This window comes from Streptomyces sp. NPDC093064 (assembly GCF_044754605.1).
In the GTDB taxonomy this organism is placed as follows: Bacteria; Actinomycetota; Actinomycetes; order Streptomycetales; family Streptomycetaceae; genus Streptomyces.
In genome coordinates this window covers 213,938-239,655 of the sequence record NZ_JBIVPK010000006.1, presented here as the reverse complement: position 1 = coordinate 239,655, position 25,718 = coordinate 213,938, and the positions used below count along the sequence as shown (strand labels likewise).

The following is a 25,718-nucleotide window of genomic DNA, read 5'->3' as shown; positions in this document are numbered from 1 at the left end:
CGCAGTCAGCGGCTTCGCGGGGTCACCAGGCCCGACTCGTAGGCCAGAACGACGAGTTGGGCGCGGTCACGGACCCGGAGTTTGACCATGGCCCGGTTGACGTGGGTCTTCGCGGTCATCGGGCTGATCACCATGCGGTCGGCGATCTGGTCGTTGGACAGCCCCTGCGCGACCAGGGCGACGGCCTCGCGTTCGCGGTTGGTCAGCTCCTTCAGCCCCGGGCCGACTCCCGTGTCGAGCGGCTGGGTGACGTACCGGCTGATCAGCTTGCGGGTGATCGACGGCGCGAGCAGGGCGTCGCCCCGCGCGGCGACGCGCACGGCGTGCAGGAAGTCCTCCGGCACGATGTCCTTGACGAGGAATCCGGCCGCCCCGGCCCGCAGCGCGTCGAAGACGTACTCGTCCAGGCCGTAGTTGGTCAGGATGACGACGTGCACCCCGGACAGCGCCGGGTCCGCGGCGATGCGCCGCGTCACCTCGATGCCGTCGAGGACCGGCATCCGGATGTCGACGAGCGCGATGTCGGGCAGGTGCTCCCGGACCAGGGCCAGGCCCGCCATCCCGTCACCGGCCTCGGCCACCACCTCGATGTCGCCCTCCATGTCGAGCAGCGCCCGGAATCCGCTGCGCAGGAGCGGCTGGTCGTCGACCAGCAGGACACGGATCACGACGTCTGCTCCACGGGGAGTTCGGCTTGGACGGTGAAGCCTCCCTCGATACGCGGCTCGGCCCGCAGCCGGCCTCCGAGGGCGGTGACGCGCTCACGCATCCCGAGCAGTCCCACGCCGGGCACCGGGGCGGTGCCCGGCGTGGCCCTGCCGTCGTCGTCGACGCGTATCGTGAGCGCGTCCGGTCGGCAGTCGATCCGGACCGACGCCGAGTCCGCGGCGGCATGCCGGGCGATGTTGGTCAGCGACTCCTGAACGATCCGGTAGACCGTCCGGTCCACCGCGGCGGGCACGTCGTGCCGTTGCCCCTTGATCGTCAGCGTCGCGTCCAGGCCGATGGCACGGGCCCGTTCCACCAGCTCCGGGACGTGGTCGAGACCGCGCGGCGGGGCCGTGTCGTCGTCGCGCAGCGCCTCCAGGGTCGCGCGCAGCTCCCGGCTCGCCTCACGTCCCGCCTCCTGGATCGCCAGCAGCGCCGCCGGCACCTGTTCGCCGCGCCTGCGGGCCACATGGACGGCGACCTCGGCCTGCACCTTGATGATCGAGATCTGGTGGGTGAGGGAATCGTGCAACTCCCGCGCGATGTGCAGCCGTTCCTCGTCGGCGCGGCGCCGCGCGGTCTCCTCCCGGGTGCGTTCGGCCTCGTCCGCCCGCCGCTCGGCCTGCCGCAGCGCCTCGCCCGCCGCGCCGGCCGCGATCAGCCAGGCCACTTCGAGGGCGCCGCGGGCCTGCGCGAACGCCTCGCCCGTGTCGTGCAGGGAGGCGAGGGCCGCGAGGGGGAGGGCGGCCAGCATGGCCACGCTCGCCGCGACGGTGACGGTGCGGTGCCCCGCCCGCATGGCGGCGTACACCGCGAACAGGTAGGCGACGGCGGGCACATCGAAACCGACCGCCTGGTAACCCACCGCGCACAGTCCGGTGACGGCCAGCACGGGCAGCGGGGCACGGCGGCGCGCGGCCAGCGCCAGACCGCCGGCCACCAGCAGCGCGTAGCCGAGCAGTCCGAGGTCGTCGGCGGAGTGCCCGCCGGACAGCCCGGTGGCCAGCAGCGCCCCCGCCACGCCGACGGCGATCGCCCAGTCCCCGACACCGGCCGGGACACCGAACCGTGCTCTGTCCATGGGCGCACCCTAACGGGACGCCGCCGCGGGCGGATCACGCTGGCGGACGAGCGCCCCTGTACCGCGCCCGCGGTACAGGGGCGGCGCCCGCGGTATCCGCCGCGGCCGCGTGCGCCGCCGGTGGCAGCCCAAAGTGTCCGCGCCTGAGGGACGTTCGGCGGCGGGTCCGGCGGACATGATCGGGCGACGTCCAGTCGCAGGAGGAGAAGATGACGGCAACCGACACCCCCCGTACGGAAGGAGCCCTGGCGGGACTGGCCCGGTTCTGCTACCGGCGGCGCCGTCTGGTGCTCCTGGCCTGGATCGTCGGCGTGATCGCCGTGGCGTTCGCCGGCTTCGGCTTCGGCGCCGCCCCCGACAACGACTTCTCCGGCGGAAGCTCCGACTCCGCCAAGGCGCAGGCGCTGATCGAGAAGCACTTCCCCGAACGGCAGGGGGACACGCTGACTCTCGCGATCAAGGCGGAGAAGGGGATCGACGACCCCGCCGCCCGGCAGAAGATCGAGAAGGTCGTCGCCGATCTGGACGCCTCCCCCCTTACGGGGCCGGTGACCTCGCCGTATCAGGACGAGGATCTGGTGACGAAGGATCGTCATATCGCCCGTACGACCATCCCGCTGACCGCCAAGGATGTGAAGAAGACCGAGGTCAAGCCCCTGGTGACCATGGTCAAGGAAGCCTCCGGCGACGGCGTGACGCTGGGGCTGGGCGGGGAGAAGGCGGAGAAGGCCGAGACACCCCCGCAGGGTTCGTCCGAGAGCGTGGGCATCGTGGCGGCAGCGGTGATCCTGTTCATCGCCTTCGGGTCGCTGGTGGCGATGGGACTGCCGATCGTGACCGCCCTTCTGGCGATCGTCGCCGGCCTCGCCCTGATGAAACTGGTGGGGTATCTGGTCCCCTCACCCGATTTCACCGCGATCCTCGCCGCGATGATCGGGCTCGGCGTCGGCATCGACTACGCGCTGTTCATCGTGACCCGCTACAAGGACGGCCTGCAGGCCGGTGACGAGCCGGAGACCGCCACGGTCAAGGCCATCACCACGGCCGGTCACGCGGTCCTGTTCGCCGGCACGACCGTCGTGATCGCGCTGATGGGCCTGATCGTCATGGGTCAGCGGCTGATGACCGGGGTGGCCGTCGCCACGTCGGTGATCGTGCTGGTGACGATGATCGCCGCGGTGACCCTGCTGCCGGCGTTCCTGGGCTTCACCGGCCACAGGATCAACTCGCTGCGCCTGCCCCGTCGCACGTCCCGCCGGAGCGGGGCCGACGGTGTCCCGGCGCGGGAGCGCCGTACCCTCGCCGAGCGCTGGGCCGGTGTGGTGCAGCGCAAGCCGCTGGTCGCCGCGGTGCTGGCCGGCGCGGTCCTGCTGGTGCTGGCCGCCCCCACGCTGTCGATGCGGCTGAGCAACCCCGACGCCAGTGTCCAGCCGCGCGACAGGAGCAGCTACACCTCGTACAAGATCCTCTCCGAGGGTTTCGGTCCCGGCTACGGCGCACCCCTGATCTTCGCCACCGAGGTCGGCTCCGGCCACACCGGTCTGGGTCCCGTCGTCGAAGCGGTCGGCAAGACCGAGGGCATCGCCCACACCACACCGCCGCAGGTCAGCAAGGACGGGCAGGCCGCGATCTTCATGGCCTTCCCCCGGACCGGATACCAGGACGAGGCGACCGCGGACGTGGTGCACCGGCTCCGCGACGACGTGCTGCCCAAGGCAGCCGGCGGCGAAGGGGTCTACGTCGGTGGCCCGAACGCCGGCACGATCGACATGGCCGACGACATCGGCTCGCGCTTGCCCCTGATGATCGCGGTCGTCATCGCGCTGTCCCTGGTGCTGCTGATCGCGCTGGTCCGGTCGGTCACGATCGCGCTGCAGGCCGCCGTGATGAACCTGCTGGCGATCGGCGCCGCCTACGGCGTGCTCGTCGCGGTCGTCCAGTGGGGATGGCTGGGCTCGGCCCTCGGTTTCCCCACCGAGATGCCGATCACGACCTGGGTACCGATGATGATCTTCCCGGTCCTGTTCGGCCTGTCCATGGACTACGAGGTCTTCCTGATCTCGCGGGTCCGTGAGGAGTACGAGCGCACCGGCGACACCCGGACGGCCGTCGCTCGCGGGATGGCGCGGACCGCCAAGGTCATCACGGCCGCGGCCGCCATCATGGTCGCCGTCTTCACGACCTCCCTGCTCGGCCCCGACGTCGCGGTCAAGCAGGGAGGGCTGGGCATGGCCGTCGCCGTGCTCATCGACGCCACCATCATCCGGATGATCCTCGTCCCCGCGGTGATGGAACTGTGCGGCAACGCCAACTGGTGGATGCCCGGACGCCGTTCGCCGAAGGCGACCGCGGCTCGAGGCGCCGAGGTCGCGGAGGAGGCCAGGGTCTGACCCTTGCTCCAGCCGGAGTGCGGGGGACCCTTGGGTGGTGGGGTCCCCGCACGACCGCGAGACAGGCTCGGCATGATGGCCGGATGATTACCGCGCGCGCCCTCAACCGCTCAACCCTCGCCCGGCAGTTGTTGCTCGACCGGGAGCCGCTCACCGCCGCCGACGCGGTGCGGCGCGTGGTCGCTCTTCAGGCACAGCAGCCCGCCTCGCCGTATTTGGCGCTGTGGAACCGGCTCAGCGGCTTCGACCCGGCCGGCCTCGACGCCGCCGTGGCCGGCCACCGGACGGTCAAGTCGACGCTGATGCGGATCACGCTGCACATGGTCCACGCGGAGGACTACCGGGAGTTCCGCGAGGCCATGGAGCCGACACTGCGCGGCTCCCGGCTCGGCGACTCCCGCTTCACGGCGTCCGGGCTCACCACCGCCGACGCCCACGCGCTGATCCCGGGACTGCTGGAGTACACCGGCCGGCCGCGGTCCGCCGCCGAGGCGCGGGGCCGCATCGAGGAGTTGCTGGGCGCGCCGGTGGAACCGGCGGCCTGGCGGATGCTGCGGCAGTACGCGCCGCTGTGGCACGCGCCCACCGGAGGTCCCTGGTCGTTCGGCACCCAGCAGTCGTACGTCGCCGCCGGCACGCCGCCGGAGCTGGCCGACCCGGACGCCCCCGTCGCGGGTCTGCGCACTCTGATACGCCGTTACCTGGAGGGCTTCGGCCCGGCGTCGGTGGCGGACATGGCGCAGTTCGCGCTGGTCCAGCGGGCCAGAGTGAAGACGGCGGTGCAGTCACTCGCCGCCGAACTGGAGCAGTTGGAAGGCGCCGACGGCACGGTGCTGTACGACATCCCCGGCGCGCCGCGGCCGGCCGAGGACACCCCGGCCCCGCCCCGGCTGATGGCGATGTGGGACAGCATCCTGCTGGCCTACGCCGACCGCGGCCGCGTCATCCCACCCGCGTACCGCAGGCTGGTGACGCGCGTCAACGGCGACGTACTGCCCACCCTGCTGGTCGACGGCTACGTCGCCGGCGTCTGGCGTCCCGTCGACGGAGGAATCGAGGCCACCGCCTTCCACCCGCTTCCGGAGCACGTCTGGCGGGGACTGGCCACGGAGGCCGGCTCGCTCACGCGGTTCCTCGCCGACCGCGAGGACACGGTCTACCGGCGCTACGGCCACTGGTGGACCAAGGGGCTGCCGGCCGCCGAGACACGCCTGCTGCGCGGCGACTGAGCCGTACCCCATGCCGGTGCCGGCCGACCCGGCCGCCCGAACGAGGGGTGCGGCGCGTAGCGTCCGGTCCTATGGAACCCATGGCGCACGTCCAGTCGGCACAGGGCACCCGGCCTCGGGCCCGTGACCTCGGCATCGTCGTCGGGCAGGGCGGTACCGGGCCCCTCAACGCGATCACCGATGTGCCGGGCGTCCGGGTCGGGCACACCACCGTCCGGCGTCCTCCCGACGTGCACAGCGGAGTGACCGCGGTCGTGCCCGGCACCGTCGGCCCCCACTCACCGCTGCCCGCCGGGGTGTTCAGCGGCAACGGCTACGGCAAGCTCATCGGCACCACCCAACTCACCGAACTCGGCACGCTGGAGACCCCGGTGCTGCTCACCTCCACCCTGTCGGCGTTCCGGGTCGCCGACGCCCTCGTCGGGTGGATGCTCGAACGGCCCGGATGCGGCGAGGTGCAGAGCCTCAACCCGGTCGTGGGCGAGTGCAACGACGGCTTCCTGTCCGACATCCGCGCGCGGCCGGTGCACGAGGAGCACGTCCGGGCCGCGCTCGACGGAGCGTCCGGCGGTGCGGTGGCCGAGGGCTGCGTCGGCGCGGGAACCGGAACGGGAGCCCTGGGGTTCAAGGCGGGGATCGGAACCGCCTCGCGCACCCCCGAACTTGCGGGCCGGCGGTGCACGGCCGGGGCCCTGGTGCAGGCGAACTTCGGCGGCACACTGCGGGTGCTCGGCCGCTGCGTCACACCTCGGTGCCTGGGCCTGACCGAAGCTCCGGCGCCGGTCGCGGAGACCGGCTCCTGCATGATCGTGGTGGCCACGGACGCCCCCGTCGACGCGCGGCAACTCACCCGCCTCGCACGGCGGGCCGTGTTCGCCCTGGCCCGCACCGGCGCGGCCTACAGCCACGGCAGCGGCGACTACGCCATCGCCATCGGCACGCGACCGGAGGCGGGCGCCCCGGTGACGGACGCCGAACTGGGGCCCCTGTTCGAAGCCGTCCTCGACGCCGTCGAGGAGGCGGTGCTCAACTCCCTGCTCGCCGCGACCACGACCACGGGCTTTCGCGGCCGCACCCTGCCGGCCCTGCCCGCGGACCGGCTGCTCGAGGCCCTCAAAACTCCTGCGCTCTGATCGGTCTCGTACGAGACGGCGCGGCCGGCCGGCTGACCCCGGACCAGCGGCGGCACGCGATAGGCCGTGGCTATCAGCCGCATTCGGCAATCGCGCATTGTGACGGCCCGGCCCTTCGGAGAGCCTGACCACGTCCGGCAGCACGGCCGGCGTTGGTCCAGCGAAGGGGAGGGCATGGCACAGTCACAGCACCTTCGGCGCAACTTCATCGATGGACAATGGGACCCGGCCGAGTCGGGACTGACCAGGGAGAACACCAACCCGGCCGACGTCAGCGACCGGATCGGGGAGTTCGCCGAGTCGGGCGGCGTCGACGTGGACCGGGCGGTCGACGCCGCCACGGCCGCGCTGCCCGGCTGGCGTGCACTCGGGTCGGTCGGGCGAGCCGAGTTCCTCGCACGGGCCGGAACCCTGCTCACCGAACGGGCCGAGGAGTTCGCCGCCGCCATCACCCGCGAGCAGGGCAAGCTGCTCGCCGAGGCACGCGGTGAGGTGGCCCGGGCACGCGCCGTACTCGACTTCACGACCGGGCAGGCGCGGCTGCTCGGCGGCGTGACGGCGCCCGCGGAGGACGAGCGCACGTTCGCCTACACCTTCCGTCGCCCGATCGGCGTGGTGGGTCTGGTCTCGCCGTGGAACTTCCCTCTGGCGATCCCGATGTGGAAGGTGGCACCGGCGCTGCTGTCCGGGTGCACGGCGGTGCTGAAACCCTCGCCGCTGACCCCGCTCACCGCGGCCCTGCTGGTCGAGGTGTTCCAGCAGGCCGGAGTCCCGGACGGGGTACTCAACCTGGTGCAGGGCGACGTCGCGGCCGGCGAGGCGCTCGTCGCCAACCCGGCTGTGGCGGGCATCAGTTTCACCGGCTCGCTCGCCGTGGGCACCGCCATCCAGACCGCCGGCGCGGACCGCCTGCTGCGCACCCAGCTGGAGCTCGGCGGCAAGAACGCGGTCGTGGTCTGTGACGACGCCGACCTGGACCGGGCCGTGGACGCCGTCGTGCACGGCGCGTTCGGGCAGGCCGGACAGCGGTGCAGCGCGACGAGCCGCGCGGTGGTGGACGTACGGGTGCGGGAGGAGTTCCTCGAGCGGCTGGTGCCGCGGGTCGCCGGGCTGCGCGTCGGCCCGGGTGACGACCCGGCCTCCCAGGTGTGCCCGGTGGTCAACACGGTACGCAGGGACGCGGCCCTGTCGGCGATCGCCGGGGCTCAGCGCGACGGCGGCAAGGTGCTCTGCGGCGGCGGCCCGGAGGAACGGGCGGACCTGCCACAGGGATGCTACGTACAGCCGACGGTGATCCGGGACGTCCCGTGGAACAGCGAGCTCGCCCAGGAGGAGGTCTTCGGCCCGGTGCTGGCCGTGGTCGACGCGGACGGGTTCGACGACGCGATACGGATCGCGAACTCGGTGAAGTACGGAATGAGCGCGACGGTGTTCACGGCCTCCCAGTCACGGGCGTTCGAGGCGGTGGAGCGCTTCGAGGCGGGGATGCTGCACGTGAACCGGCCGGGCGTCGGTGCGTACGCGCATCTGCCGCACACGGGCGCGAAGGCGTCCCAGTACGGGCCCCCGGAGTGTTCGCCCCAGGTGTGGGACTTCTACACCGCATGGCATTCGGCCTGCATCGCCTACTGACCCGGAAGACCGGTCCGGAAACGGTGAGGAGCCCGGCGGGAACGTTCCGCCGGGCTCCTCACCGTCCTGCGCTCAGCCGCCGATGTTCTCCTCCGCGAGTCCGAAGGACAGGGTCATGCCGGCGCCGCCGACACCGTTGACGACGGTGACGGCCGGCTCCGGGGAGACGACGAGTTCGGTGCGCCCGTCCCGCAGCGAGGGGTAGTAGCCCGCCCAGCGTTCGGTGATGCGGGCGTCGGGGAGGGCGGCGAAGGTGTCCAGGTAGGAGAGGACGGCCTCGTTGATCTCCTCGTTCTCGAACGGATCGTGCGTCATGCCGTAGGCGTGGCTGTCGCCGATCGTCAGCCGTCCGTCCGCCGTCTGGGACATCAGGACGTGGATGCCGTGCTCGCGGTGGAACGGCAGCTCGACGGCCATCCGGTCGGCGAGCGCGGCACGAGCGGTCAGGCCGTTGAAGGCCGCGTAGTGCAGCAGGGTGAGACCGCCGCAGAGCATCGGCCCGAGCTGCCGGCCGCCCGGCTGCACGCCGGTCCGCATCATCTGGAGCTTGCAGCGGACCAGGCCGCTCTCGGCGAAGACGTCCGGATAAAGCGTCGCGAAGTCGTTCCCGCTGCACACGAAGACCCGCTCGGCGTGCCACTCGCCCGCGGTCGTGGCGACAGCCGGCATGTCGATCGAGCGCACGGTGGTGCCGAACCGGATGTCCACCCCGTACTCGGCGACGAGGTGTTCGGCGACGGCGGGGATCGCCCGCCGGGGGTCGACGTTGACCTCGGTGGGGCTCCACAGGGCGGCCAACAGACCGTCAGGCCGGGCGGTTGCGCTGCGCTCGGCCGCCTCGCGGGCGGTGATCATGGTGGTGCCGCGTTCCCGCGCGGCGGGCGCGGCGGCGAGGAACTCCTCGAGGACCGCCACCTCGTCGGGGTGGTGGGCGAGGTGCAGCGAGCCGGTCTGCTCGGCCCACAGCCCGGTCTTGGCGGCGATCTCCAGCCAGATCTCCCGGCTGCGCAGCGCACGTTCGTAGACGGCGCCGCGTTCCTGGCCGATGGCCCAGATCATGCCGAAGTTGCGGATGGAGGCGCCGACGGCGAAGTCGTCGCGTTCGAAGACGACGACGCGTTCGCCGCGGCGGGCCGCGGCCAGGGCGTGCGCGAGTCCGACGATGCCTGCGCCGACGACGACGGTGTCGGCCCGGTTGACGGTCATGGAATGTTCCTCTCTGAGTACGGCGGAAGGTACGGCGAGGGGTCACGCAGGAGTCCTGAAGGAACGGAGCTCACACACCGGCCGCGCGCGGCGTCCGGTTCCAGTGCGGCAGCATCAGCAACCCGGCGAGCAGCGCTGCGACGGCGAACCCGGTGAACAGCACGCCCCCGGAGAGGAACCCGGGCAGCAGGCCACCGAGGATCGCACCGACGGAGCCGCAGCCGTTGACCAGCCCGGCCGCCGTGCCCGCACCCTTGTCGGTGCCGAAGTCCACCGCGGCGACGCAGGAGATCATCGAGTCGGCGGCGTACACGCTCAGTCCGATCACGGCGAGGACGCCGATCATGACCGCGACGCTGCCGGTCGCGGTGAGCGGCATGAACAGCGCCAGGGCCGCCGTCAGCAGGGCCAGCGCGAGCACGCACGGCGGTACGCGGCGCGAGGCGAACAGCCGGTCGGAGAGCCAGCCGACGCATATGGGAGCGAGAACTCCCGCCGCGCCGAACGCGATCGGGACGAGGACGGCACCGACCTTGTCGAGGTCGGGCAGCCGCCGGCTGACGAGTACGGGACCCCACAGCAGGATCGCGTAGCGGGCGGGTTTGAGGAGGAAGTAGGTGGCGCCGAGGGTCAGCACCATGCGGTCGCGCAGCGTCTCACGGTAGAGGGCGATCCCGCGGCTCCGTTCACCGGTCTCCAAGGCCGGTGCGGGCCGCCCGCCCGGCGCCGGCTCCCCGGCCGGTGCGTCGTCCTCGGCGATGCCCGCGTCCCGCGGGGAGTTCTTCTGGAACGCCGCGAACAACAGCAGTACGGCGCCGAGCGTCGCCGCGCCGGAGAAGAACGCGGCCCGCCAGCTGTCGAAGAGGGCGTACGCGATCCAGCCGAGGAACGGGGGCGCGGCCAGGCCGCCGAACGCGTAGTTGGTGCTCCACAGTCCGAGAGCCCGGCCGCGCTGCCGCATGGGGAAGAAGCTGCCCATGTTCTTGCACAGCGGTGCCCAGCCGGCCGACTGGGCGAGGCCCTGGACGACCATCGCGCCGCCGAAAACCAGCAGAGCACTGCTGAGGCCCATCACGCAGGCCGCGGCGATGGCACCGATCATGCCGCCGATGACGACCACCCGGGGACCGAAGCGGTCGGCCCACATGCCCCACAGGAACTGCCCGGCCGCATAGGCGGCGAGGTACACCGCGTCGATGACGCCGAGGGCGTGTTCGGTGAGGGCGGTGTTGGCGGCGGGGTCGTCGAGGATGCCGAGCTTGGCGACGGAGAAGGCCTGGCGCACGAAGTAGAACCCGGCGTAGGCGAGCCAGGTCACGGCGAAGATCCGCCGTCGCCAGCGGACGGCGTCGGCATGTGCCGGGCCGGTCAGGGGAGTGCGGTGCGGTTGCGGTGGTGCGAGGTCGGCCATGGCGGTGTCCTGTCCCTCGTCTGGGGCGGATGGGCTGGCGTGGGGGGCGGCAGCGGGCATGGCAGGGCCCCGGACGCTCGTACTCGGGGCTCGGCGGGCGGGCCCCGGCGGCCGGGGCCGGTCGCCGACGGGTGTGCTGGACGGGTCAGACGGAGAGCGGCTCACCTGCCGCGATCGCCGTGCCGACCCAGAACGCGTCGAAGTTGCGCAGGCGGTGTCCGTCGGGCAGACCGGGGACGGGCGCGTTCACGAGGAACGGCACCTTCTGCTCGGACAGCCCCCCGTGCGAGCGCAGGGGCTCGGTGAAACCGGAGATGTCGTGCCGGGCGGGCGTCGTACCGAGCACGGTGTTGCGTTCCGCGATGACGACGAGGTCGCCGATGCGGTCGCCGGGCAGCTCGAAACGGGCGGCCGCCTCGTCGCGGGTCAGCACCGTGTCCACGCCCTCCAGGGCCTGGAGTCGGGCGGTGACGGCGCCGGTGTCGGCGTGCTCGGGCAGATGGACGGTGGCGTAGGAGCCCAGTGCGCCGTGGTGCACGGTGTACGGGTCGGTGATCGGCAGCACGACCCGGGCGGAGCCCGGCTCCAACTGGGCGTCGAGGACGTCCTGGAGATGGATGACCCGGGCGTTCCCGTCGCGGTCGGCCTTGGCGTTCATGCCGTGGTCGGCGGTGACGACGAGTACCGCGCCGAGCGCGTCGATGCGCTCGAAGTACTGGTCGAGCATGGCGTAGAAGTCGTTGGCGACGGGCGATCCGGGGGCGTGCTTGTGCTGGATGTAGTCGGTGAGCGACAGGTACATGAGGTCGGGGCGGTCCTTGTCGAGGATGTCGGCCCCGGCGGCCATGACCAGTTCGCTGAGCTCGGCGCTGTAGACGGACGGCAGTTCCATGCCGGTCCGGGCGAGGACCTTGCCGATGCCGTTCTCCTCCTCCGTGGCCTGGTCGGCCTTCTCGGCGGAGAAGCAGATGCCGTCGACGAGACCGCTGCCGAGGAGGCGGCGCAGCTTGTCCTTGGCGGTGATGACGGCGACCTTGGACCCCTGCTGCGAGAAGGCGGCGAACAGGGTGGGCGCGCGCAGCAGTTCGGGGTCGTTCATCATGACCTCGGTGCCGGCGGCGGTGTCGTAGAAGTAGTTGCCGCAGATGCCGTGGACGGAGGGCGGCACCCCTGTGGCGATGGACAGGTTGTTCGGATTGGTGAAGGACGGCATCGTGCAGTCGGCGCGCAGGTCGCTGCCCGCATGGAGCATGCGTTCCAGGAAGGGCATGCGGCCGTCGGCGATGGCCCGCTCGTGGTAGGCGTCCTCACTGCCGTCGATGCACACCACGACGACGGGCCGGCGGGGCCGGTGGTAGCGGCGTCCGTTCACTGTCAGCGGTTCGGTCATGTGCGGATCCACCTCTGAAGGTCGAAGGAGCCGGGAGGGCCATCGCGTCGGCCGTCCCGCTGTTTCATGGGTAGCACCGCGCCGGGGACGGGCAGAACCACCGGATTCGCTATGACGGTCATAGCCGCGGACGGTGCTCTCGCCGCCTCTCGCACCCTCCCCACCAGGGTGTTCTGACGCTAGAGTCGGCGGCTCGGGTGATCGGCGACGGCCTGAGGGAGGCGTGTGGAACTCAACCTCCACCGATTGTGGATCTTCATGCAGGTCGTGGAGCACCAGGGCTTCTCGGCGGCGGCGCACCGTCTCTACATGAGCCAGCCGTCGGTCTCCAACCAGGTGCGCCGGCTGGAGCAGTCCCTCAAGGTCACCCTCATCGACCGCTCGGGAACCCGGGCGCGGCCGACTGCCGAGGGCGAGATACTGGCCGAGTACGGCAAGAGGGTGTTCCTGCTGGCCGAGGAGGCCGTCGCGGCGGTGCAGCAGGTGAGCGGTCTGGTGTCGGGACGGCTGCTGGTCGGTGGCTCGACGACCGTCGGCACGTATCTGCTGCCGTCGCTCCTGGCCCGGTTCCAGGAGAGGCATCCGGGCATCGAGTGCGACATCTTCGTGGGCAACAACGAGGCGGTGCTGGAGCGGTTGCTGGCCGGGGACATCGGTGTCGCCGTGGTCGCGGGGGTTCCGGCGGAGTCCCGGCTGGTGCCGGAGACGGTGCTCGGCGAGCGGCTGGTGCTGATCGCGGCGCCGGGGCATCCGCTGGCGGCGCGGGACCAGGTGAGCCCGGGGGACCTGAAGGGCTGTCGTATTTTGCTGCGTGAGCCGGGCTCGCAGACACGTGAACTCCAGGAACAGGCGCTCGCGGAATGGGAGCTGACCGAAGTGTCACGGGGTGAGGTCTGGGGCCCCGAGGCGGTCAAGCAGTGCGTGGCGGCGGGCCTCGGACTCGCCCTCATCTCCGAGCACGCCGTGGTGGACGACGTACGCGCCGGGACCCTGACCGTCCTGCCGGTCGACCCGGCCCCGCGCTCCAGGCCCGTCAACCTCGTCCGCCGCAGGGACCGTCTGCTGTCCCCGGCGGAGCGCGCGTTCATCGAACTACTGCGCTCCGTAGGCCAATGGCCGCGTGAACTCCCGAGGCCCGCCACGTCCTGAACGGCGGCCGGTGCCCCGGTCGGCCGGTCATACCGGAGATCCGGGGACCGATCGCGTACGAGACGGCGCGGCCCGGCTTCCGCAGGACGTTTTGTGCTGTTGCACAATCGTCGTGTGCCCGTCTCGGTTCCCGACCTCCTCAGCGAACCCGCCCTGCGGCTTCGCGCCCTGAGCAGCCACTGCCACGACGAGGACCGGCGGATCGGCTGGGTGTCCACGACGGAACTGCCGGACCCGACCCCGTTCCTGCGCGGTGACGAACTGGTGATGACGACGGGCATGCTGGACCGGGACGACGCCGAGTGGATCCGGCTGCTCGGCCGGCTGGCGGAGCTTCCGGTGGCCGCGCTCTGCTTCGGCACCGGCCTGGTGCACCAGGACGTGCCGCCCGTCGTCGTCGAGACCGCCGAGCGGGTCGGTCTGGCCCTCCTGGGCTCACCCGTGGAGGTGCCCTTCGCGCAGATCAGCCGGTGGGTGGCCGACCGGATCTTCGCGGAGCGCTACGACGCGGTGCGATCGGCCGTCGTCCTCCAGGACCAGCTGGTCCGGGAGCTGCTGTCCGGTCACGGCCTGCGCGGGCTGATGCGGCGGCTGCACCGCGAACTGGGGGCGGGGCCGGTGGCCGTGGTCGAGCCGGGTGGGCGTGTGCTGGCGCGGCATCCCTCCTCCTCCGAGTGGCCGCAGGCCGGTGCGGACGAGGGGGCGGCGGTCGACGCGGGGACGTCCGTGCCGATCGTGGTGGACGGCGTGCCGGTCGCGTGGCTGCGCACCCGGCTGGGCACGGTGCGGCAGGACGTGCTGTCGTTCGCCACGAGCATCATCGGCCTCGAGGTGGCCCGCCACCAGGCCGTGCTCAACGGCCGGCGGGAGCTGCTGGGCCAGCTCCTCGAGGACGTCCTGCACCGCACGGTCTCCGACGCCGACGCCCGCCGTCGGCTGACGGCGTACGGCCTCGCGGTGGAGGGGCCGCACGTGGTCGTGGTCGCCCGGGTCGGCGGCGCCCCCGCGCGGCTGCGCAGCCTGCCGTGGACGCTGGGACCGCTCCTGGAGCGTGAGGGCGACCGGCTGCCCACCGCACTGATCGACGACACCGTGATGATGATCGTGCCCGACGGCGTCGATGCCGCGGCCGCCGCCCGTACCGTCGCGGACCACCTGACCGTGCTGGACCCGGAGGTCCGCGTGGGCGTGGGCGAACCGCGACGCGGGGTGGCCGGGCTGCGGCTCGGCTACTTCGAGGCCCGCCAGGCGGCGCAGGCCGGCCCCGGGGTGCACCGGGCGGCGCCGCTGAGCATCGCCGGACTGCTGATGGGCAATCTGGACCTGCCGCTGCGGGAGCTGGGCCACGCCGTGCTCGCGCCGCTGCTGCGGCACGACGAGGAACAGCGGGCCCAGCTGGTCACCACGCTGCGGTCGTACCTCGCCCACGACTGCGCGTCCGCCGCGACCGCCCGGGAGCTGACGCTCCACCGCAACAGCCTGCGCTACCGGCTGCGGCTGATCGAACAGCTCACCGGCCGTGACCTCGACCGCCTGGCCGACCGCACGGAGCTGTGGCTGGCCCTCCTGGCACTGGAGGCCGACCCCGCCGGCGCACCGCCGGGGCAGTGAACGGGCGCTCCCGCCTCCGCAGCCGTCAGGGGATGGGGGAGGGCGATCCGGCCCTCGCCCCCGGCTCGGTGGTGAGGATCATGCGGTCCGGTACGTGGGCGGTGTCCCGGCGGGCCGTGAGCCAGTAGAGGAAGGCCGGTACGGCCAGGCCGACGATCCAGGAGATGTCCGTGCCGCCGAGCGGCTTCACCAGCGGGCCGGTGTAGAAACTGGTCGCCAGGAACGGCAGTTGGACCAGAAGGCCGATGCCGTAGACGACGAGTGCCTTGACGCGCCATGCGCCGTAGCGGCCGTGCGGGTCGCTCAGGGCGGGCAGGTCGTAGCGCTCCTTGGCGATCAGGTAGTAGTCCACCAGGTTGATCGCCGACCAGGGGGTGAAGGCCGTGAGCAGGAAGAGCAGGAAGTCCTTGAAGGAGGACAGGAAGCTGTCCTTGCCCAGGAGGGCGACCGCGGTCCCCGCGATCATGATCCCAGCGATGTAGGCGGCGCGGCCGCGTGTGGACAGCGCGCGCTGCCCGCGGAAGCCGCTGATGCCGGTGACCATCGACATGAAACCGCCGTAGGTGTTGAGCACGTTCACCGTCAGCTTGCCGAGGGCGATGACGAAGTACAGGAACGAGGCCGCGAGGCCCGCGCCGCCCAGGCCGACTATGTAGCCGACCTGGTTGTCGACGAAGGCGCTGCCGGCCGCGGCCGCCGCGAGCGCGCCGAACGTCATGGACCACTGGGAGCCGAGGGCCGAGCCGCCGAGGGTCCACCAGAAGGTGGCGCGGGGAGAGGTGGCGCGGGGCAGGTAGCGCGAGTAGTCGGCGACGTAGGGGCCGAAGGCGAGCTGCCAGGAGGCGGACAGGGAGACGGCGAGAAGGAACAGCGGCAGGTCGAAGGAGCGGTTGGCGAGGAGGGCGCTCAGTTCGGCGTGCTCCAGGAGGCGGATGCCCAGGTAGATGAAGGCGAGCGCGCAGACGACGCTGGCCACCCGTCCCAGGGTGTGGATCAGCCGGTAGCCCACGAGCGTGGTGACCGCGGTCACGAGGGCGAAGATCACGATGCCCGTGGTGTCGCCGAGGTGCGTGAGCCGGCCGACCGCCTGGCCGGCCAGCACGCTGCCGCTGGCGAAGAAGCCGACGTACATCACGATGACCAGGACCAGCGGGACGACGGCTCCGCGGACGCCGAACTGGGCCCGACTGGAGATCATCTGCGGCAGGCCGAGGCGGGGCCCCTGGGCGGAGTGCAGGGCCATCACCGCGCCGCCCAGCAGGTTGCCGAGCAGCAGGCCGATGATCGACCAGAAGGCGCCCCCGCCGAAGACGACCGCGAGCGCGCCGGTGACGACCGCGGTGATCTGGAGGTTCGCGCCCAGCCAGAGAGTGAACTGGCTGAACGCGCTGCCGTGCCGTTCGGCGTCGGGGACGACATCGATCGAGCGTTGTTCGACCACGCCTGTCATAGATATGCCCTCTTCCACAGGTCCACTTCTGAGATGCATAGGGTCATTCAGAATGGGATCGTATGAATGAGAGGTCAATACTTTGCTGCAAAATATGGGCTGAGGATTGCCTGGGCCAGGTGGCGAGGCCCGCACCTACGGCCCGTGGCCGCCCGGACTCACCGACGTCCCCCGTCCCGGTCCTCGCGGAGCCATTGCCCGACGACCGCGTCGGTGTGCTCGCCGAGAGCCGGGCTCGGAGCCGCCGTCCCGTGGACCTCGGAGGCGGTGTCCGCCCCGTCCGTCGTGCCGTCCGGACCGAACCGCGCCGGCTGGCGCAGGTACGGCGTGCGGCCCAGTACGGGGTGGTCGAACTCGCCGACGAGCCCCCGCCCGCGGATCTGCTCGCTGTTCACCGCATCGGTCAGGTCCCAGATCGGGGCGGCCGGGACTCCCGCGGCCTGCGCCGACTTCAGGGCCTGCTCCGTGGTCAGGCCGGCGGACCACCGCTCGGTGATCTCCCGCACCTGCTCGATGTGGTGCGCCCGGGCGGTGTCGTCGCGGAACCGCGGGTCCGACGGCATGTCGGGCCGTCCGACCAGCCGGGCGAACCGGGCGAACACCGCCTCGCCGGCGACCGCGATCGCCACCAGGCCGTCGGCGGTCCGATAGGTGTCGAACGGCGTGGAGACCGGATGCCGGTTGCCGACCCGGCCGGGCAGGTCTCCGGTCGCCGTGAGCAGGCTCATCGCGGTCACCTGGAGCGAGACCAGGGAGTCGAGCATGGCCACGTCGATGTACCGGCCCCGGCCGCTGCGCTCCCGGTCGAACAGCGCGGCGTTGACGGCCCACGAGGCGAACAGCCCGGCCACCAGGTCGCCGACCGACTCGCCGACCCTGGTGGGCGGCCCGTCGGGCGTGCCGGTGCCGGCCATCAGACCGGACATGGCCTGGACGATCAGGTCGTAGGCGGGGTGCTCCCGCATCGGGCCGCTCTGCCCGAAGCCCGAGATGCTCGCGTAGACCAGTCGCGGGTTGGCCGCGCGGAGGGTGGCGTGGTCGATGCCGAGCCGCCGGGCGACCCCGGGACGGTAGTTCTCGACGAAGACGTCGGCCCGCTCGGCCAGCCGCAGCAGCAGCGCGTGGTCGCCGGGGTCCTTCAGATCGAGGGCGATGCTGCGCTTGCCGCGGTTGAGCTGGGCGAAGTACACGCTCTCGCCCTCCCGGAACGGCCCGAGGTGCCGGGCGTCGTCACCGCCGGGCGGCTCGACCTTGACCACGTCGGCGCCGAGGTCCGCCAGCAGGGCCGTGCAGTACGGGCCGGCCAGCACCCGGCTCAGGTCGAGCACGCGCAGGCCGTGCAGAACAGTCATGGCTTCACGCCTTTCGGTCGGGGGCGGCCGGATCACACCGCGGCATGCGGAACGTAAGCCGGGGGCCTTCGGGGCGTCGATGTGCGGCTGCACGAAGATCCGTCGGATCGTCGTGCGCACGCACATTGGCGCGGCGGGCGGGCTTGCGTCGCAATGGAGCCGGGCCCGCACCCGAGCCGCACTCCGCCACTCCGGCACTTCGCCACCCGGCTCTCCGACACTTCGCCACCCGACTCTCCGACCGAGGAGCACTCCATGACGACGCCGTACCTGCTGCCCCCGATGTACGACGAGTTCCGCGCCGCGGCCCGTGCCGTCGCCGAGAAGGAACTGGGGCCCCGGGCCGCGGAGGTCGACGCGCGGGGCGGGTTCCCGCACGAGAACTACGACACGCTGGTGGCCGCCGGGCTGCACGCACCCGGCATCCCGGAGGAGTACGGCGGCGACGGTGTCGACGCCCTCGCCGCGGCCATCGCCGTCGAGGAGGTCGCCCGGGTGTGCGCCTCCTCGTCCACCATCCAGACGTCCAACAAGCTCGGCGTGGTCCCGCTGCTGCTGGCCGGCACGGAGGAGCAGCGCCGGCGCTACCTGCCCGAAGTGGCCTCCGGGGAGGCGCTGATGGCCTACGCCATCAGTGAGCGGGAGGCGGGCAGCGACGTCGCCGCGATGCGCTGCCGTGCGACGGCCGACGGGGACGGCTGGGTCCTGGACGGCGTGAAGACCTGGATCACCTCGGCCGGTGTGGCCAGGTACCTCATCGTCTTCGCGGTCACCGACCCCGACGCGGGCTCCCGCGGCATCTCGGCGTTCGTCGTCCACGCGGACGACGACGGCATCGACTACGGGGAGCCCGAACGGAAGATGGGGCTGAAGGGCTCCGTCACCCGAGAGGTGTACTTCGACGGCTGCCGGATCCCCGGCGACCGCCTGCTCGGCGAGCGCGGCAGAGGGCTCCGGCTGGCGCTGGCGACCCTGGACCACACCAGGGTCTCGGTCGGCGCCCAGGCGCTCGGCATCGCGCAGGGCGCCCTCGACCACGCGGTCGGCCATGTGCGGGAACGCCGGCAGTTCGGCAAGGCCGTCGCCGACTTCCAGGGCGTCCAGTTCATGCTCGCCGACATGGCGATGAAGGTGGAGTCGGCACGGCAGATGGTCTACGCCGCCGCGGCCCGCAGCTCGGCCGGCTCATCCGACCTCACGTACTTCGGCGCGGCCGCCAAGTGCCTCGCCTCCGACACGGCGATGGCCGTGACGACCGACGCGGTGCAACTGCTCGGCGGCTACGGCTACACCAAGGACTTCCCCGTCGAGCGCATGATGCGCGATGCGAAGATCACCCAGATCTACGAGGGGACCAACCAGATCCAGCGGATCGTGGTGGCCCGCAACCTGCCGTAGCCACCGACCCGCAGGACCAGCGGTCGGCTCATGTGCGGGTGAAGACGGGCTGGGCCAGGTCGGCCACGCGCGTCGGCAGGCCCAGCAGCGCGACCTCGCGGAACTGCCAGAGCAGCGCGCCGGTGGGCGGGTGGACCACCATCCCGCGGCGCAGCGGCAGTTGGAGGAGCGGTCGTCCGTCGTCGGCGGTGCGCCAGCGGGGGATGTCCGGGTCGGTGAGCCTGTGCAGGGGGATGGGGTGCAGGGAGTGGACCTCGCGCCGGTCGCGTGCCGGAGTCACCGGTGCTCGGGGGATCACGACGACCGGGGTGATGACGAAGCCCGAGTCGGTGACGAAGTCGTCGAGCAGCCCGGCCACGTCGCCGGGTTGCGCCGAGATCCCCGTCTCCTCGGCGAGTTCCCGCAGGGCTGCGGCCACCGGGGTCTCTCCGTCGTCCAACCGGCCTCCGGGCAGGGCCCACTGGCCGGCATTGCGGCCCCGGGGCGCCCTCTTGATCAGCAGGACGTGGGCCTGGCCACGGTGGCCGAAGACGGTGAGGCACACGCCGGCGCGCCGGGTGGCCTGCGGCGCGGTGGCCTCGCGTCGTTCGAACGCGGCCAGATTGGCCCGTATCCGGTCGGCGGCCTCGCCCAGGTGGGTGACCGGCGCGGTGGCCGCGGATCCGTCAGGCGTCGGCAGGTTCATGCGATCCTCCTGTAGGCGCGAGGAGTTCGCGCTCGATGAAGTCCAGCAGAACTCCGCGCATCCGCTCGGCGCTGACCTGCGGTGCCCCGGTGAGCACCTGGATGGCCAGGCCGTCGGTGAGCGCGGTGATGCCCAGGGCCAGTTGCTCGGCGTCGGCGTCGGCGCGGAACTGCCCCTGGCGCTGCCCTCGCCGGATGATCCGGACCACGGCCTCCCGCCAGCGGGCGTAGAAGTCGTTGTGGATCGGGCGCAGTTCGGGACGCAGTGCCGTCTCGGCCCAGAACTGCAGCCACACCAGCCACTCGTTGCGGACCCGGCCCGGTGCGGGCAGCTGCATGTCGATGAGCTTCAGCAGGCGTTCGTGGGCGCTGTCCACGGCCCTCAGCTCGACACTCTGCCGGTCGAAGGCGCTGTGGACGCAGTGCAGCAGCGCCGCGCTGAGCAGGTCCTGCTTGGTGGGGAAGTAGTAGTGCACGGCGCCACTGCTGGTCCCGCAGGCGCGGGCGATGTCCGCGATCCGGACGGCGTGGTACCCCTGTTCCGAGATGAGCTTCCAGGCCGCGTCCAGGAACTCGTTGCGCCGGCGCTCGTCGCCCGCCCGCTCGGCTTCGCCGGTCTCCCGCGCCGGTTCCGCGGTCTGTTGCCCGGCCGCCGGAGCCGGTCCCGTGCCCCTGCCGTGCACCAGCCAGTCGACGCTGACCCCGCCCGTCGCGGCGACGGCCGCCAACTCCTCCGGTGTGAAGCGGCGGTTGCCCCGGAGCGACTTGGAGAGCTTGGTCGGCTCCAGACCGATGCGCACCGCGAAATCCCGGTGCGTGTCCGCGACCGCCTCGATCACCTGACGCACGCGTTGCGCTGTTTCTCCCATGCCGCCGAACCCTAACCGCGTGATTGCTCAAATCGCAACACCCCAGGTATGTGCGGGTGCTGGCCCCGAGCTGCTCCAGTTGATGAAAACCGCAGGCAGTGCACCTATTGACAGTGCCTTTCGGTGCGTCTCAGAGTGAGGGGCAATCGCCAACCGGCGCATCAGTCAGTCGATGTCCCAACGCCAGGGTTCCGGCCGCGATCCGGACACCAGGCCCGGCACGAAAGAGAGCACTGTGGGGACGACACCACTGCGCCCTGATGTACACGACGGCAAAGTCGTGCTGATCACGGGCGGCGGCACCGGAATCGGCCGGGCCGTAGCCGCCGACTTCGCCGCCTGCGGGGCGCGCATCGTGATCTGCGGCCGCCGCAGCGGCCCGCTGGAGGACGTACGCGCCCGGATCGAGGCCGCCGGCGGCACCTGCCTGGCCGAGGCCTGGACATCACCATGATCATCGGCCTGGTCGTCTCGGCCGGCCTGTATCTGCTGGTCTGCCGATCGCTGGACGTGGAGGGCGAGCGCGCCGTCGTCGACCACGCCGACGACGGCCTGGACCCGGACGTCCCGCCGGGTACGTCGCTGACGGCACACACCGCGTGACCACGGCCGCCCCCGTCCCGTCCGGTACGCCCGTGCCGTTCGGAACCCCCACCGCGCAGGCGGAGCCCTTCCGGGTGCCCCTGCGCGACGGAGTCCGCCTCCACACCCAGGTGTACCTGCCGCCGTCCCCCGCCAGGGTGCCCGCGGTGCTGATCCGCACGCCGTACGACACGACACATCCGGACACGCTTCTGCCGGACATCGCGGCCCGGTTGACCGAAGCCGGAATGGCCGTGGTGACGCAGGACGTGCGGGGAAAGATCCGCTCCGAGGGCGTCCCCGTGCCCTTCACCGCGGAGACCTCCGACGCCTGGGACACACTGGAGTGGATCACCGGGCAGCCCTGGTCGGACGGCACGGTGGGCTGCTGGGGCAACTCCTACTACGGCTGCACCGCCTGGGCGGCCGCCACCTGCGGCCACCCGGCCGTGCGGGCGCTCGCGGCCCGGCTGACCACGACCGACATCGGCGGCGAACTGGCCCACCGCAGCGGAGTTTTCAGACTGGGACCGATGGCGGAGTGGCTGACCTCCACCTGGGCCGGCCGCGCCAACCTGGTGCCCCGCCTCGACTGGTCCGTCCGGCCGCTCGCGCGGCTGCTCGACCATCTGCCCACCGGGTCCTGGGAGTTGCCGCCGGCCGCAATGGGCCCTCACACCGCCCGCCGGCGGACGCTGGCGCCGGATGGCGTTCGGCGGCCGGGCTCCCGGGCACGGGCGGGTGCCGACGCTGCACTGGACGGGCTGGTACGACCCGTTCTCCACCGGGCAGTTGCGCGACTGGCGGCGGGCGCGGGACAGCGCCCCGGCCCGCTGCGCAGGGCACCGCAGTATCTGATCGCCACCGCCACCGACCACCACGACGACGTGCTCACCGCGCACGGACGGAGCCCGGACCACCTCACCGACCCCCTCGCCCGGGAGGCCATGCTGGACCGCACACTCGGCCCGGTGATCGACTTCTTCCGCCACCACCTCTGCGGCGGGGGAGGCCAGTTGGTGCCGCCACCCGTCCGCTGGCAGGGCGCGGGGACCCGGCTGCGGGCGGCCGCGAGCTGGCCACCGCCCGACGCGGAGGTCCTGCGGCTCCATCTCACCGGAGCCCGGGCCGCCGCGACGGCCGGCCCGGAAGGCGGAGCACTGTCCCCTCGGCCCGGCACCAGGCATGCCCCGGCGCTCTGGGACCACGACCCCGCCGACCTGGTGCCGGCCACCGACGGCGACTGGTGGCGACCGCTGCTCGCCCTGCCCGACGAACGCACCGTCGAACGGCGCCCGGACGTCCTGACCTTCACCGCGACCGCGGCTCACCGACCGCTTCAACTGGCGGGCCCCGCCCGCCTGGTGCTGCCCGTCACCTCCACCGCGGCCGTGAGCCACCTCGTCGTCAAACTCTGCGACGTGGCCCCCGACGGCACCAGCCGCCGGATTCTGGAGGCGCCTTACCGGATGGACACCGGAGGCCCCTCCTGGCACCGGGCACCGGTCCACCTCGGGGACACCGGACACCGCCTCGAAACGGGACACCGGCTCCGCGTCCAGGTGGCATCCAGCTGCTTCCCGCTCTACCTTCCGCACACCGCGGGCCCCGAGCACCCGTGGCGTGTGCGGCACGCCGCCGGCAGCAGCCAGCGGCTGCTGACCGGCGGACCGGACGGCGCCTGCCTGGAACTCACCGTGCTTCCGGGCACGCACACTCGGCCGTCATAGGGGGCCACCGGGCTCCGCCCCGTTCACCAGCGAAGGGACAGATGACTCGTGGACATTCAGGGTGCTGCGGACCTCCCGCAGCGGATCGGCGTCGTCGGCGCCGGACAGATGGGCTCGGGCATCGCCGAGGTCTGCGCACGGGCCGGCCTGGACGTCCTCGTCGCCGAGAGCGGACCCGACGCGCTCGCCGCCGGGCGGCGGCGCATCGAACAGTCACTGGCCCATGGCGTGCGCAGGGGAAAGATGTCGGAGACCGACCGCGAACAGGTCCTCGCCGGGATCCGACTGACCACCGATCTCGGGGACTTCGCGGACCGCGACCTGGTCGTCGAGGCCGTCGCCGAGACCCAGCGGGCCAAGGTCGACGTCTTCGCCGTCCTGGACAAGGTCGTCGCACGCGAGGACGCCGTCCTCGCCTCCAACACCTCGTCGATCCCGATCGTCCGACTCGGCATGGCCACCACCCGGCCCGAGCACGTCATCGGCATCCACTTCTTCAACCCGGTCCCGGTTCTGCCCCTGGTGGAGCTGGTGCCCTCCCTGGTGACGGGCGAGCGGACCCGGGCACGCGCGGAGCGCTTCGCCACCGCCGTGCTCGGCAAGCGGGTCATCCGCTCCACGGACCGTGCCGGGTTCGTGGTGAACGCGCTCCTCGTGCCATATCTGCTGTCCGCGATCAGGATGCTCGAATCCGGTGTCGCCTCCGCCACCGACATCGACCAGGGCATGGTCCTGGGCTGCGCGCACCCGATGGGCCCGCTGGCGCTCGCGGACCTGATCGGGCTCGACACCGCGCAGGCGATCGCCGAATCGCTGTACGCCGAGTTCAAGGAGCCGTTGTACTCTCCGCCCCCGCTGCTGCAGCGCATGGTGGAGGCCGGCCACCTCGGCAAGAAGACCGGCCGCGGCTTTCACTCCTACCCGGCCGCCTGAGCCCGGCGTCCGACCGGTGTGACGGCCGGACGCGCGAGCGCAAATTCGATGACGTCGAATTCGCCGGCCGGCTCCAACAACCGCCCCGGCAGAGGCGGTCAGGGTGCTCCTTCGGGGTGCACGGCCCGCACGGCCTCGACGACGGCGCCGCTGTGCACCAGGTCGACGGCCGCGCGGACCCGGGGGTACAGGACGACGTCCCGCGTGATGTGGTCGATGGCCCGCCCGTCGGCGGACCGGGTGGTGCGTACGAGATCGAGGACAGCCCGGCTCGCGCTGGACAGCACCGAGGCGTCGGCGCCCTGTTCGGCCAGGCGCAGTTCGAGTGCCTGCGCGGCCATCAGCAGCTCGATGCCGATGACGGCCTCGATGTTGGCGACCACCTGCCGGGCGTGCCGGCCGGCGTTGTTCGCCATCGAGACGTGGTCCTCCTGGTTCGCGCAGGTCGGGATCGAGTCGACGCTGTCGGGATGGGCCAGCGTCTTGCAGTCCGACACCAGCGCGGCCGCGAGGTACTGCGGCAGCATGTAGCCGCAGTCCATGCCCACCTTCTCGCTGGCGACGAGCATGTCCGGCAGCCCGCGGTTGAGGGAGCCGTCGTCGAGTCGGAACAGCCGGCGCTCGGCGATGCTGCCGATCTCGGTGACGGCGATGGCGAGGAAGTCCGCGGCGAAGGCGAGGTACTGGGCATGGAAGTTGCCGCCGGAGACCGCCTTGAGGCCACGGGTCGCCGGCAGGTCCGGGAACACGAGCGGGTTGTCGGTGGCCGCGTTGATCTCGGTCTCCACGATGCCGTGCACGAAACGCAGTGTGTCGCGGACCGGCCCGAGGACCTGCGGTGTGCAGCGCAGCGAGTACGCGTCCTGCGGAGGCCGCCGCACCGGGTCGCGGTCCACGTCGCCGTCGATCAGGCCGCTGTCGCCGAGCAACTGCCGGATGCGGGCCGCGGACTCGATCTGGCCGCGGTGCCCGCGGGCCTGGTGGATCTGCGGGAGGAACGCGTCCCCGAAGCCCATCAGCGCCTCGATGGACATCGCCGCGGTGATCTCGGCGGTGGCGAGCAGGTTCCGCGCGTCCGCGAGGGCGAGGGCCACCTGCGCCGTGGAGAACGAGGTGCCGTTGGTGAGGGCGAGGCCCTCCTTCGCGCGCAGCGCGATCCGCTCGATCCCGGCGTGGCGCATGGCCTCGAGACCGCTCACGATCTCGCCGTCCCGGAAGGCCTCGCCGCTGTCGAGTTCGACGTCCTCGCCGGCCGGACGCGACAGCACGATCGCCAGATGGGCCAACGGGATCAGGTCGCCGCTGGCGCCCAGGGAGCCGTATTCGGGGACCGCCGGGTGCACCCCGGCGGCGAGCATCCGCGCGAGGGCCTCGGGCAGCTCGGGCCGGACGGCCGAGTGGCCGCGGGTCAGGCTCGCGGCCCGGATCAGCATGGCGGCGCGCACCACCTCCTCATCCAGATAGCGGCCCACTCCGCTGGCGTTGGAGACGATCAGCCGGCGGGACAGCTCGGCGGCGTCCTCGGCGGTGGCGAAGGCCTGGCGTCCAGCCAGCGAACCGAAGCCGGTGTTGATGCTGTAGATCGGCTCCACCGGCTCGCCGGCCCGCATGCCCTCGACGATCGAGTCGACCCACTGCTCGCTCGCACGCATGGCTTTCACGGCGCTCTCGCCGACGACGACCCGACGACCACCGCGTGCGACGGCGAGGAGATCATCGAGGGAAACGGGCGCTTCGCCCAAGGTCACTGGCTCGGTCATGGGTTCCTCCTGCGCAGAGG

Annotated in this window: 21 protein-coding genes; 11 read left to right on the top strand and 10 right to left on the bottom strand. The window is 72.1% G+C overall.

All coding sequences use genetic code 11. The annotated features are described in order from the left end of the window. Nucleotides 1-5: 5 nt before the first annotated feature. Nucleotides 6-668, bottom strand: a complete 663-nt coding sequence (locus ACIQFZ_RS10685; RefSeq protein ID WP_361419876.1) for a response regulator transcription factor — start codon at nucleotides 666-668, stop codon at nucleotides 6-8. Next, complete coding sequence (locus ACIQFZ_RS10680) at nucleotides 665-1,789, bottom strand: histidine kinase (RefSeq protein ID WP_365775066.1); 1,125 nt, start codon at nucleotides 1,787-1,789, stop codon at nucleotides 665-667. Before ACIQFZ_RS10680 ends, ACIQFZ_RS10685 begins: the two co-directional genes overlap by 4 nt. 209 nt (nucleotides 1,790-1,998) lie before the next feature. On the opposite strand from ACIQFZ_RS10680, the gene ACIQFZ_RS10675 reads away from it, so the two are divergent. The 4 genes from ACIQFZ_RS10675 (at nucleotide 1,999) to ACIQFZ_RS10660 (ending at nucleotide 8,173) form a co-directional block, all read left to right on the top strand. Further along, nucleotides 1,999-4,179, top strand: coding sequence for an MMPL family transporter (locus ACIQFZ_RS10675; protein WP_383058366.1), 2,181 nt, complete (start codon nucleotides 1,999-2,001; stop codon nucleotides 4,177-4,179). Between the two features lie 83 nt (nucleotides 4,180-4,262). Further along, on the top strand, nucleotides 4,263-5,408 hold the full coding sequence (locus ACIQFZ_RS10670; protein WP_402691064.1) for a winged helix DNA-binding domain-containing protein: 1,146 nt from the start codon (nucleotides 4,263-4,265) through the stop codon (nucleotides 5,406-5,408). Nucleotides 5,409-5,479: 71 nt separating this feature from the next. Further along, a complete protein-coding gene (locus ACIQFZ_RS10665) occupies nucleotides 5,480-6,541 on the top strand; it encodes a P1 family peptidase (RefSeq protein ID WP_402691063.1) in 1,062 nt (353 codons plus the stop codon). A gap of 174 nt (nucleotides 6,542-6,715) precedes the next feature. Further along, nucleotides 6,716-8,173 (top strand): aldehyde dehydrogenase family protein, encoded by a 1,458-nt coding sequence (locus ACIQFZ_RS10660; protein ID WP_402691062.1) that lies wholly within the window; start codon nucleotides 6,716-6,718, stop codon nucleotides 8,171-8,173. Between the two features lie 72 nt (nucleotides 8,174-8,245). Here ACIQFZ_RS10660 and ACIQFZ_RS10655 read toward each other — a convergent pair whose 3' ends face one another. From ACIQFZ_RS10655 to phnA, 3 genes are all read right to left on the bottom strand, one after another. Continuing rightward, a complete protein-coding gene (locus ACIQFZ_RS10655) occupies nucleotides 8,246-9,379 on the bottom strand; it encodes a TIGR03364 family FAD-dependent oxidoreductase (RefSeq protein ID WP_383058361.1) in 1,134 nt (377 codons plus the stop codon). A gap of 70 nt (nucleotides 9,380-9,449) precedes the next feature. After that, a complete protein-coding gene (locus tag ACIQFZ_RS10650; RefSeq protein WP_365775075.1) occupies nucleotides 9,450-10,790 on the bottom strand; it encodes an MFS transporter in 1,341 nt (446 codons plus the stop codon). A gap of 145 nt (nucleotides 10,791-10,935) precedes the next feature. Then, the gene (gene phnA, locus ACIQFZ_RS10645; protein WP_402691061.1) at nucleotides 10,936-12,180 is read right to left on the bottom strand and encodes a phosphonoacetate hydrolase; all 1,245 of its coding nucleotides are present in this window, start codon (nucleotides 12,178-12,180) and stop codon (nucleotides 10,936-10,938) included. A gap of 225 nt (nucleotides 12,181-12,405) precedes the next feature. Here phnA and ACIQFZ_RS10640 point away from each other — a divergent pair, with 225 nt between their 5' ends. Both ACIQFZ_RS10640 and ACIQFZ_RS10635 read left to right on the top strand, forming a co-directional pair. Continuing rightward, nucleotides 12,406-13,329: a LysR family transcriptional regulator gene (locus tag ACIQFZ_RS10640; protein ID WP_365775076.1), complete on the top strand. Its 924-nt coding sequence runs from the start codon at nucleotides 12,406-12,408 to the stop codon at nucleotides 13,327-13,329. A gap of 114 nt (nucleotides 13,330-13,443) precedes the next feature. Beyond that, nucleotides 13,444-14,940: a PucR family transcriptional regulator ligand-binding domain-containing protein gene (locus ACIQFZ_RS10635; RefSeq protein ID WP_365424388.1), complete on the top strand. Its 1,497-nt coding sequence runs from the start codon at nucleotides 13,444-13,446 to the stop codon at nucleotides 14,938-14,940. Between the two features lie 25 nt (nucleotides 14,941-14,965). Here ACIQFZ_RS10635 and ACIQFZ_RS10630 read toward each other — a convergent pair whose 3' ends face one another. Continuing rightward, entirely contained in the window at nucleotides 14,966-16,390 is a 1,425-nt protein-coding gene (locus ACIQFZ_RS10630; protein ID WP_365424390.1) for a cytosine permease, read from the bottom strand. 158 nt (nucleotides 16,391-16,548) lie between these two features. Further along, nucleotides 16,549-17,742 (bottom strand): CaiB/BaiF CoA transferase family protein, encoded by a 1,194-nt coding sequence (locus tag ACIQFZ_RS10625; RefSeq protein ID WP_383058358.1) that lies wholly within the window; start codon nucleotides 17,740-17,742, stop codon nucleotides 16,549-16,551. Between the two features lie 255 nt (nucleotides 17,743-17,997). Here ACIQFZ_RS10625 and ACIQFZ_RS10620 point away from each other — a divergent pair, with 255 nt between their 5' ends. Beyond that, nucleotides 17,998-19,140, top strand: coding sequence for an acyl-CoA dehydrogenase family protein (locus ACIQFZ_RS10620; protein ID WP_402691060.1), 1,143 nt, complete (start codon nucleotides 17,998-18,000; stop codon nucleotides 19,138-19,140). A 28-nt stretch (nucleotides 19,141-19,168) separates the two neighbouring features. Here ACIQFZ_RS10620 and ACIQFZ_RS10615 read toward each other — a convergent pair whose 3' ends face one another. Together ACIQFZ_RS10615 and ACIQFZ_RS10610 are read right to left on the bottom strand one after the other, a co-directional pair. Continuing rightward, a complete protein-coding gene (locus ACIQFZ_RS10615) occupies nucleotides 19,169-19,825 on the bottom strand; it encodes a CoA pyrophosphatase (protein ID WP_365775082.1) in 657 nt (218 codons plus the stop codon). After that, nucleotides 19,806-20,693 carry a TetR family transcriptional regulator C-terminal domain-containing protein gene (locus tag ACIQFZ_RS10610; RefSeq protein WP_402691059.1) on the bottom strand — a complete coding sequence of 296 codons (888 nt, stop codon included), beginning with the start codon at nucleotides 20,691-20,693 and terminating at the stop codon, nucleotides 19,806-19,808. Before ACIQFZ_RS10610 ends, ACIQFZ_RS10615 begins: the two co-directional genes overlap by 20 nt. A 235-nt stretch (nucleotides 20,694-20,928) precedes the next feature. On the opposite strand from ACIQFZ_RS10610, the gene ACIQFZ_RS10605 reads away from it, so the two are divergent. From ACIQFZ_RS10605 to ACIQFZ_RS10590, 4 genes are all read left to right on the top strand, one after another. Then, nucleotides 20,929-21,147 carry an SDR family NAD(P)-dependent oxidoreductase gene (locus ACIQFZ_RS10605; RefSeq protein ID WP_383058355.1) on the top strand — a complete coding sequence of 73 codons (219 nt, stop codon included), beginning with the start codon at nucleotides 20,929-20,931 and terminating at the stop codon, nucleotides 21,145-21,147. Continuing rightward, on the top strand, nucleotides 21,144-21,296 hold the full coding sequence (locus ACIQFZ_RS10600; RefSeq protein WP_383058354.1) for a hypothetical protein: 153 nt from the start codon (nucleotides 21,144-21,146) through the stop codon (nucleotides 21,294-21,296). Before ACIQFZ_RS10605 ends, ACIQFZ_RS10600 begins: the two co-directional genes overlap by 4 nt. 32 nt (nucleotides 21,297-21,328) lie before the next feature. Beyond that, complete coding sequence (locus ACIQFZ_RS10595) at nucleotides 21,329-23,005, top strand: CocE/NonD family hydrolase (RefSeq protein ID WP_402691058.1); 1,677 nt, start codon at nucleotides 21,329-21,331, stop codon at nucleotides 23,003-23,005. 108 nt (nucleotides 23,006-23,113) lie between these two features. Next, on the top strand, nucleotides 23,114-23,938 hold the full coding sequence (locus tag ACIQFZ_RS10590; RefSeq protein ID WP_383058402.1) for a 3-hydroxybutyryl-CoA dehydrogenase: 825 nt from the start codon (nucleotides 23,114-23,116) through the stop codon (nucleotides 23,936-23,938). Between the two features lie 98 nt (nucleotides 23,939-24,036). Here the strand turns inward: ACIQFZ_RS10590 and hutH are convergent, their stop codons facing one another. Further along, on the bottom strand, nucleotides 24,037-25,698 hold the full coding sequence (gene hutH / locus ACIQFZ_RS10585; RefSeq protein WP_402691057.1) for a histidine ammonia-lyase: 1,662 nt from the start codon (nucleotides 25,696-25,698) through the stop codon (nucleotides 24,037-24,039). Nucleotides 25,699-25,718 lie beyond the last annotated feature (20 nt).

Excerpts from the sequence above, each read along its gene's own strand:
- ACIQFZ_RS10590 (WP_383058402.1), top strand. The coding sequence starts at position 23,114 with ATGGGCTCGGGCATCGCCGAGGTCTGCGCACGGGCCGGCCTGGACGTC.
- ACIQFZ_RS10630 (WP_365424390.1), bottom strand. The coding sequence starts at position 16,390 with ATGACAGGCGTGGTCGAACAACGCTCGATCGATGTCGTCCCCGACGCC.
- ACIQFZ_RS10675 (WP_383058366.1), top strand. The coding sequence starts at position 1,999 with ATGACGGCAACCGACACCCCCCGTACGGAAGGAGCCCTGGCGGGACTG.
- hutH (WP_402691057.1), bottom strand. The coding sequence starts at position 25,698 with ATGACCGAGCCAGTGACCTTGGGCGAAGCGCCCGTTTCCCTCGATGAT.
- phnA (WP_402691061.1), bottom strand. The coding sequence starts at position 12,180 with ATGACCGAACCGCTGACAGTGAACGGACGCCGCTACCACCGGCCCCGC.
- ACIQFZ_RS10665 (WP_402691063.1), top strand. The coding sequence starts at position 5,480 with ATGGAACCCATGGCGCACGTCCAGTCGGCACAGGGCACCCGGCCTCGG.
- ACIQFZ_RS10670 (WP_402691064.1), top strand. The coding sequence starts at position 4,263 with ATGATTACCGCGCGCGCCCTCAACCGCTCAACCCTCGCCCGGCAGTTG.
- ACIQFZ_RS10655 (WP_383058361.1), bottom strand. The coding sequence starts at position 9,379 with ATGACCGTCAACCGGGCCGACACCGTCGTCGTCGGCGCAGGCATCGTC.
- ACIQFZ_RS10650 (WP_365775075.1), bottom strand. The coding sequence starts at position 10,790 with ATGGCCGACCTCGCACCACCGCAACCGCACCGCACTCCCCTGACCGGC.
- ACIQFZ_RS10680 (WP_365775066.1), bottom strand. The coding sequence starts at position 1,789 with ATGGACAGAGCACGGTTCGGTGTCCCGGCCGGTGTCGGGGACTGGGCG.
- ACIQFZ_RS10600 (WP_383058354.1), top strand. The coding sequence starts at position 21,144 with ATGATCATCGGCCTGGTCGTCTCGGCCGGCCTGTATCTGCTGGTCTGC.
- ACIQFZ_RS10615 (WP_365775082.1), bottom strand. The coding sequence starts at position 19,825 with ATGAACCTGCCGACGCCTGACGGATCCGCGGCCACCGCGCCGGTCACC.
- ACIQFZ_RS10610 (WP_402691059.1), bottom strand. The coding sequence starts at position 20,693 with ATGGGAGAAACAGCGCAACGCGTGCGTCAGGTGATCGAGGCGGTCGCG.
- ACIQFZ_RS10625 (WP_383058358.1), bottom strand. The coding sequence starts at position 17,742 with ATGACTGTTCTGCACGGCCTGCGCGTGCTCGACCTGAGCCGGGTGCTG.
- ACIQFZ_RS10620 (WP_402691060.1), top strand. The coding sequence starts at position 17,998 with ATGACGACGCCGTACCTGCTGCCCCCGATGTACGACGAGTTCCGCGCC.
- ACIQFZ_RS10660 (WP_402691062.1), top strand. The coding sequence starts at position 6,716 with ATGGCACAGTCACAGCACCTTCGGCGCAACTTCATCGATGGACAATGG.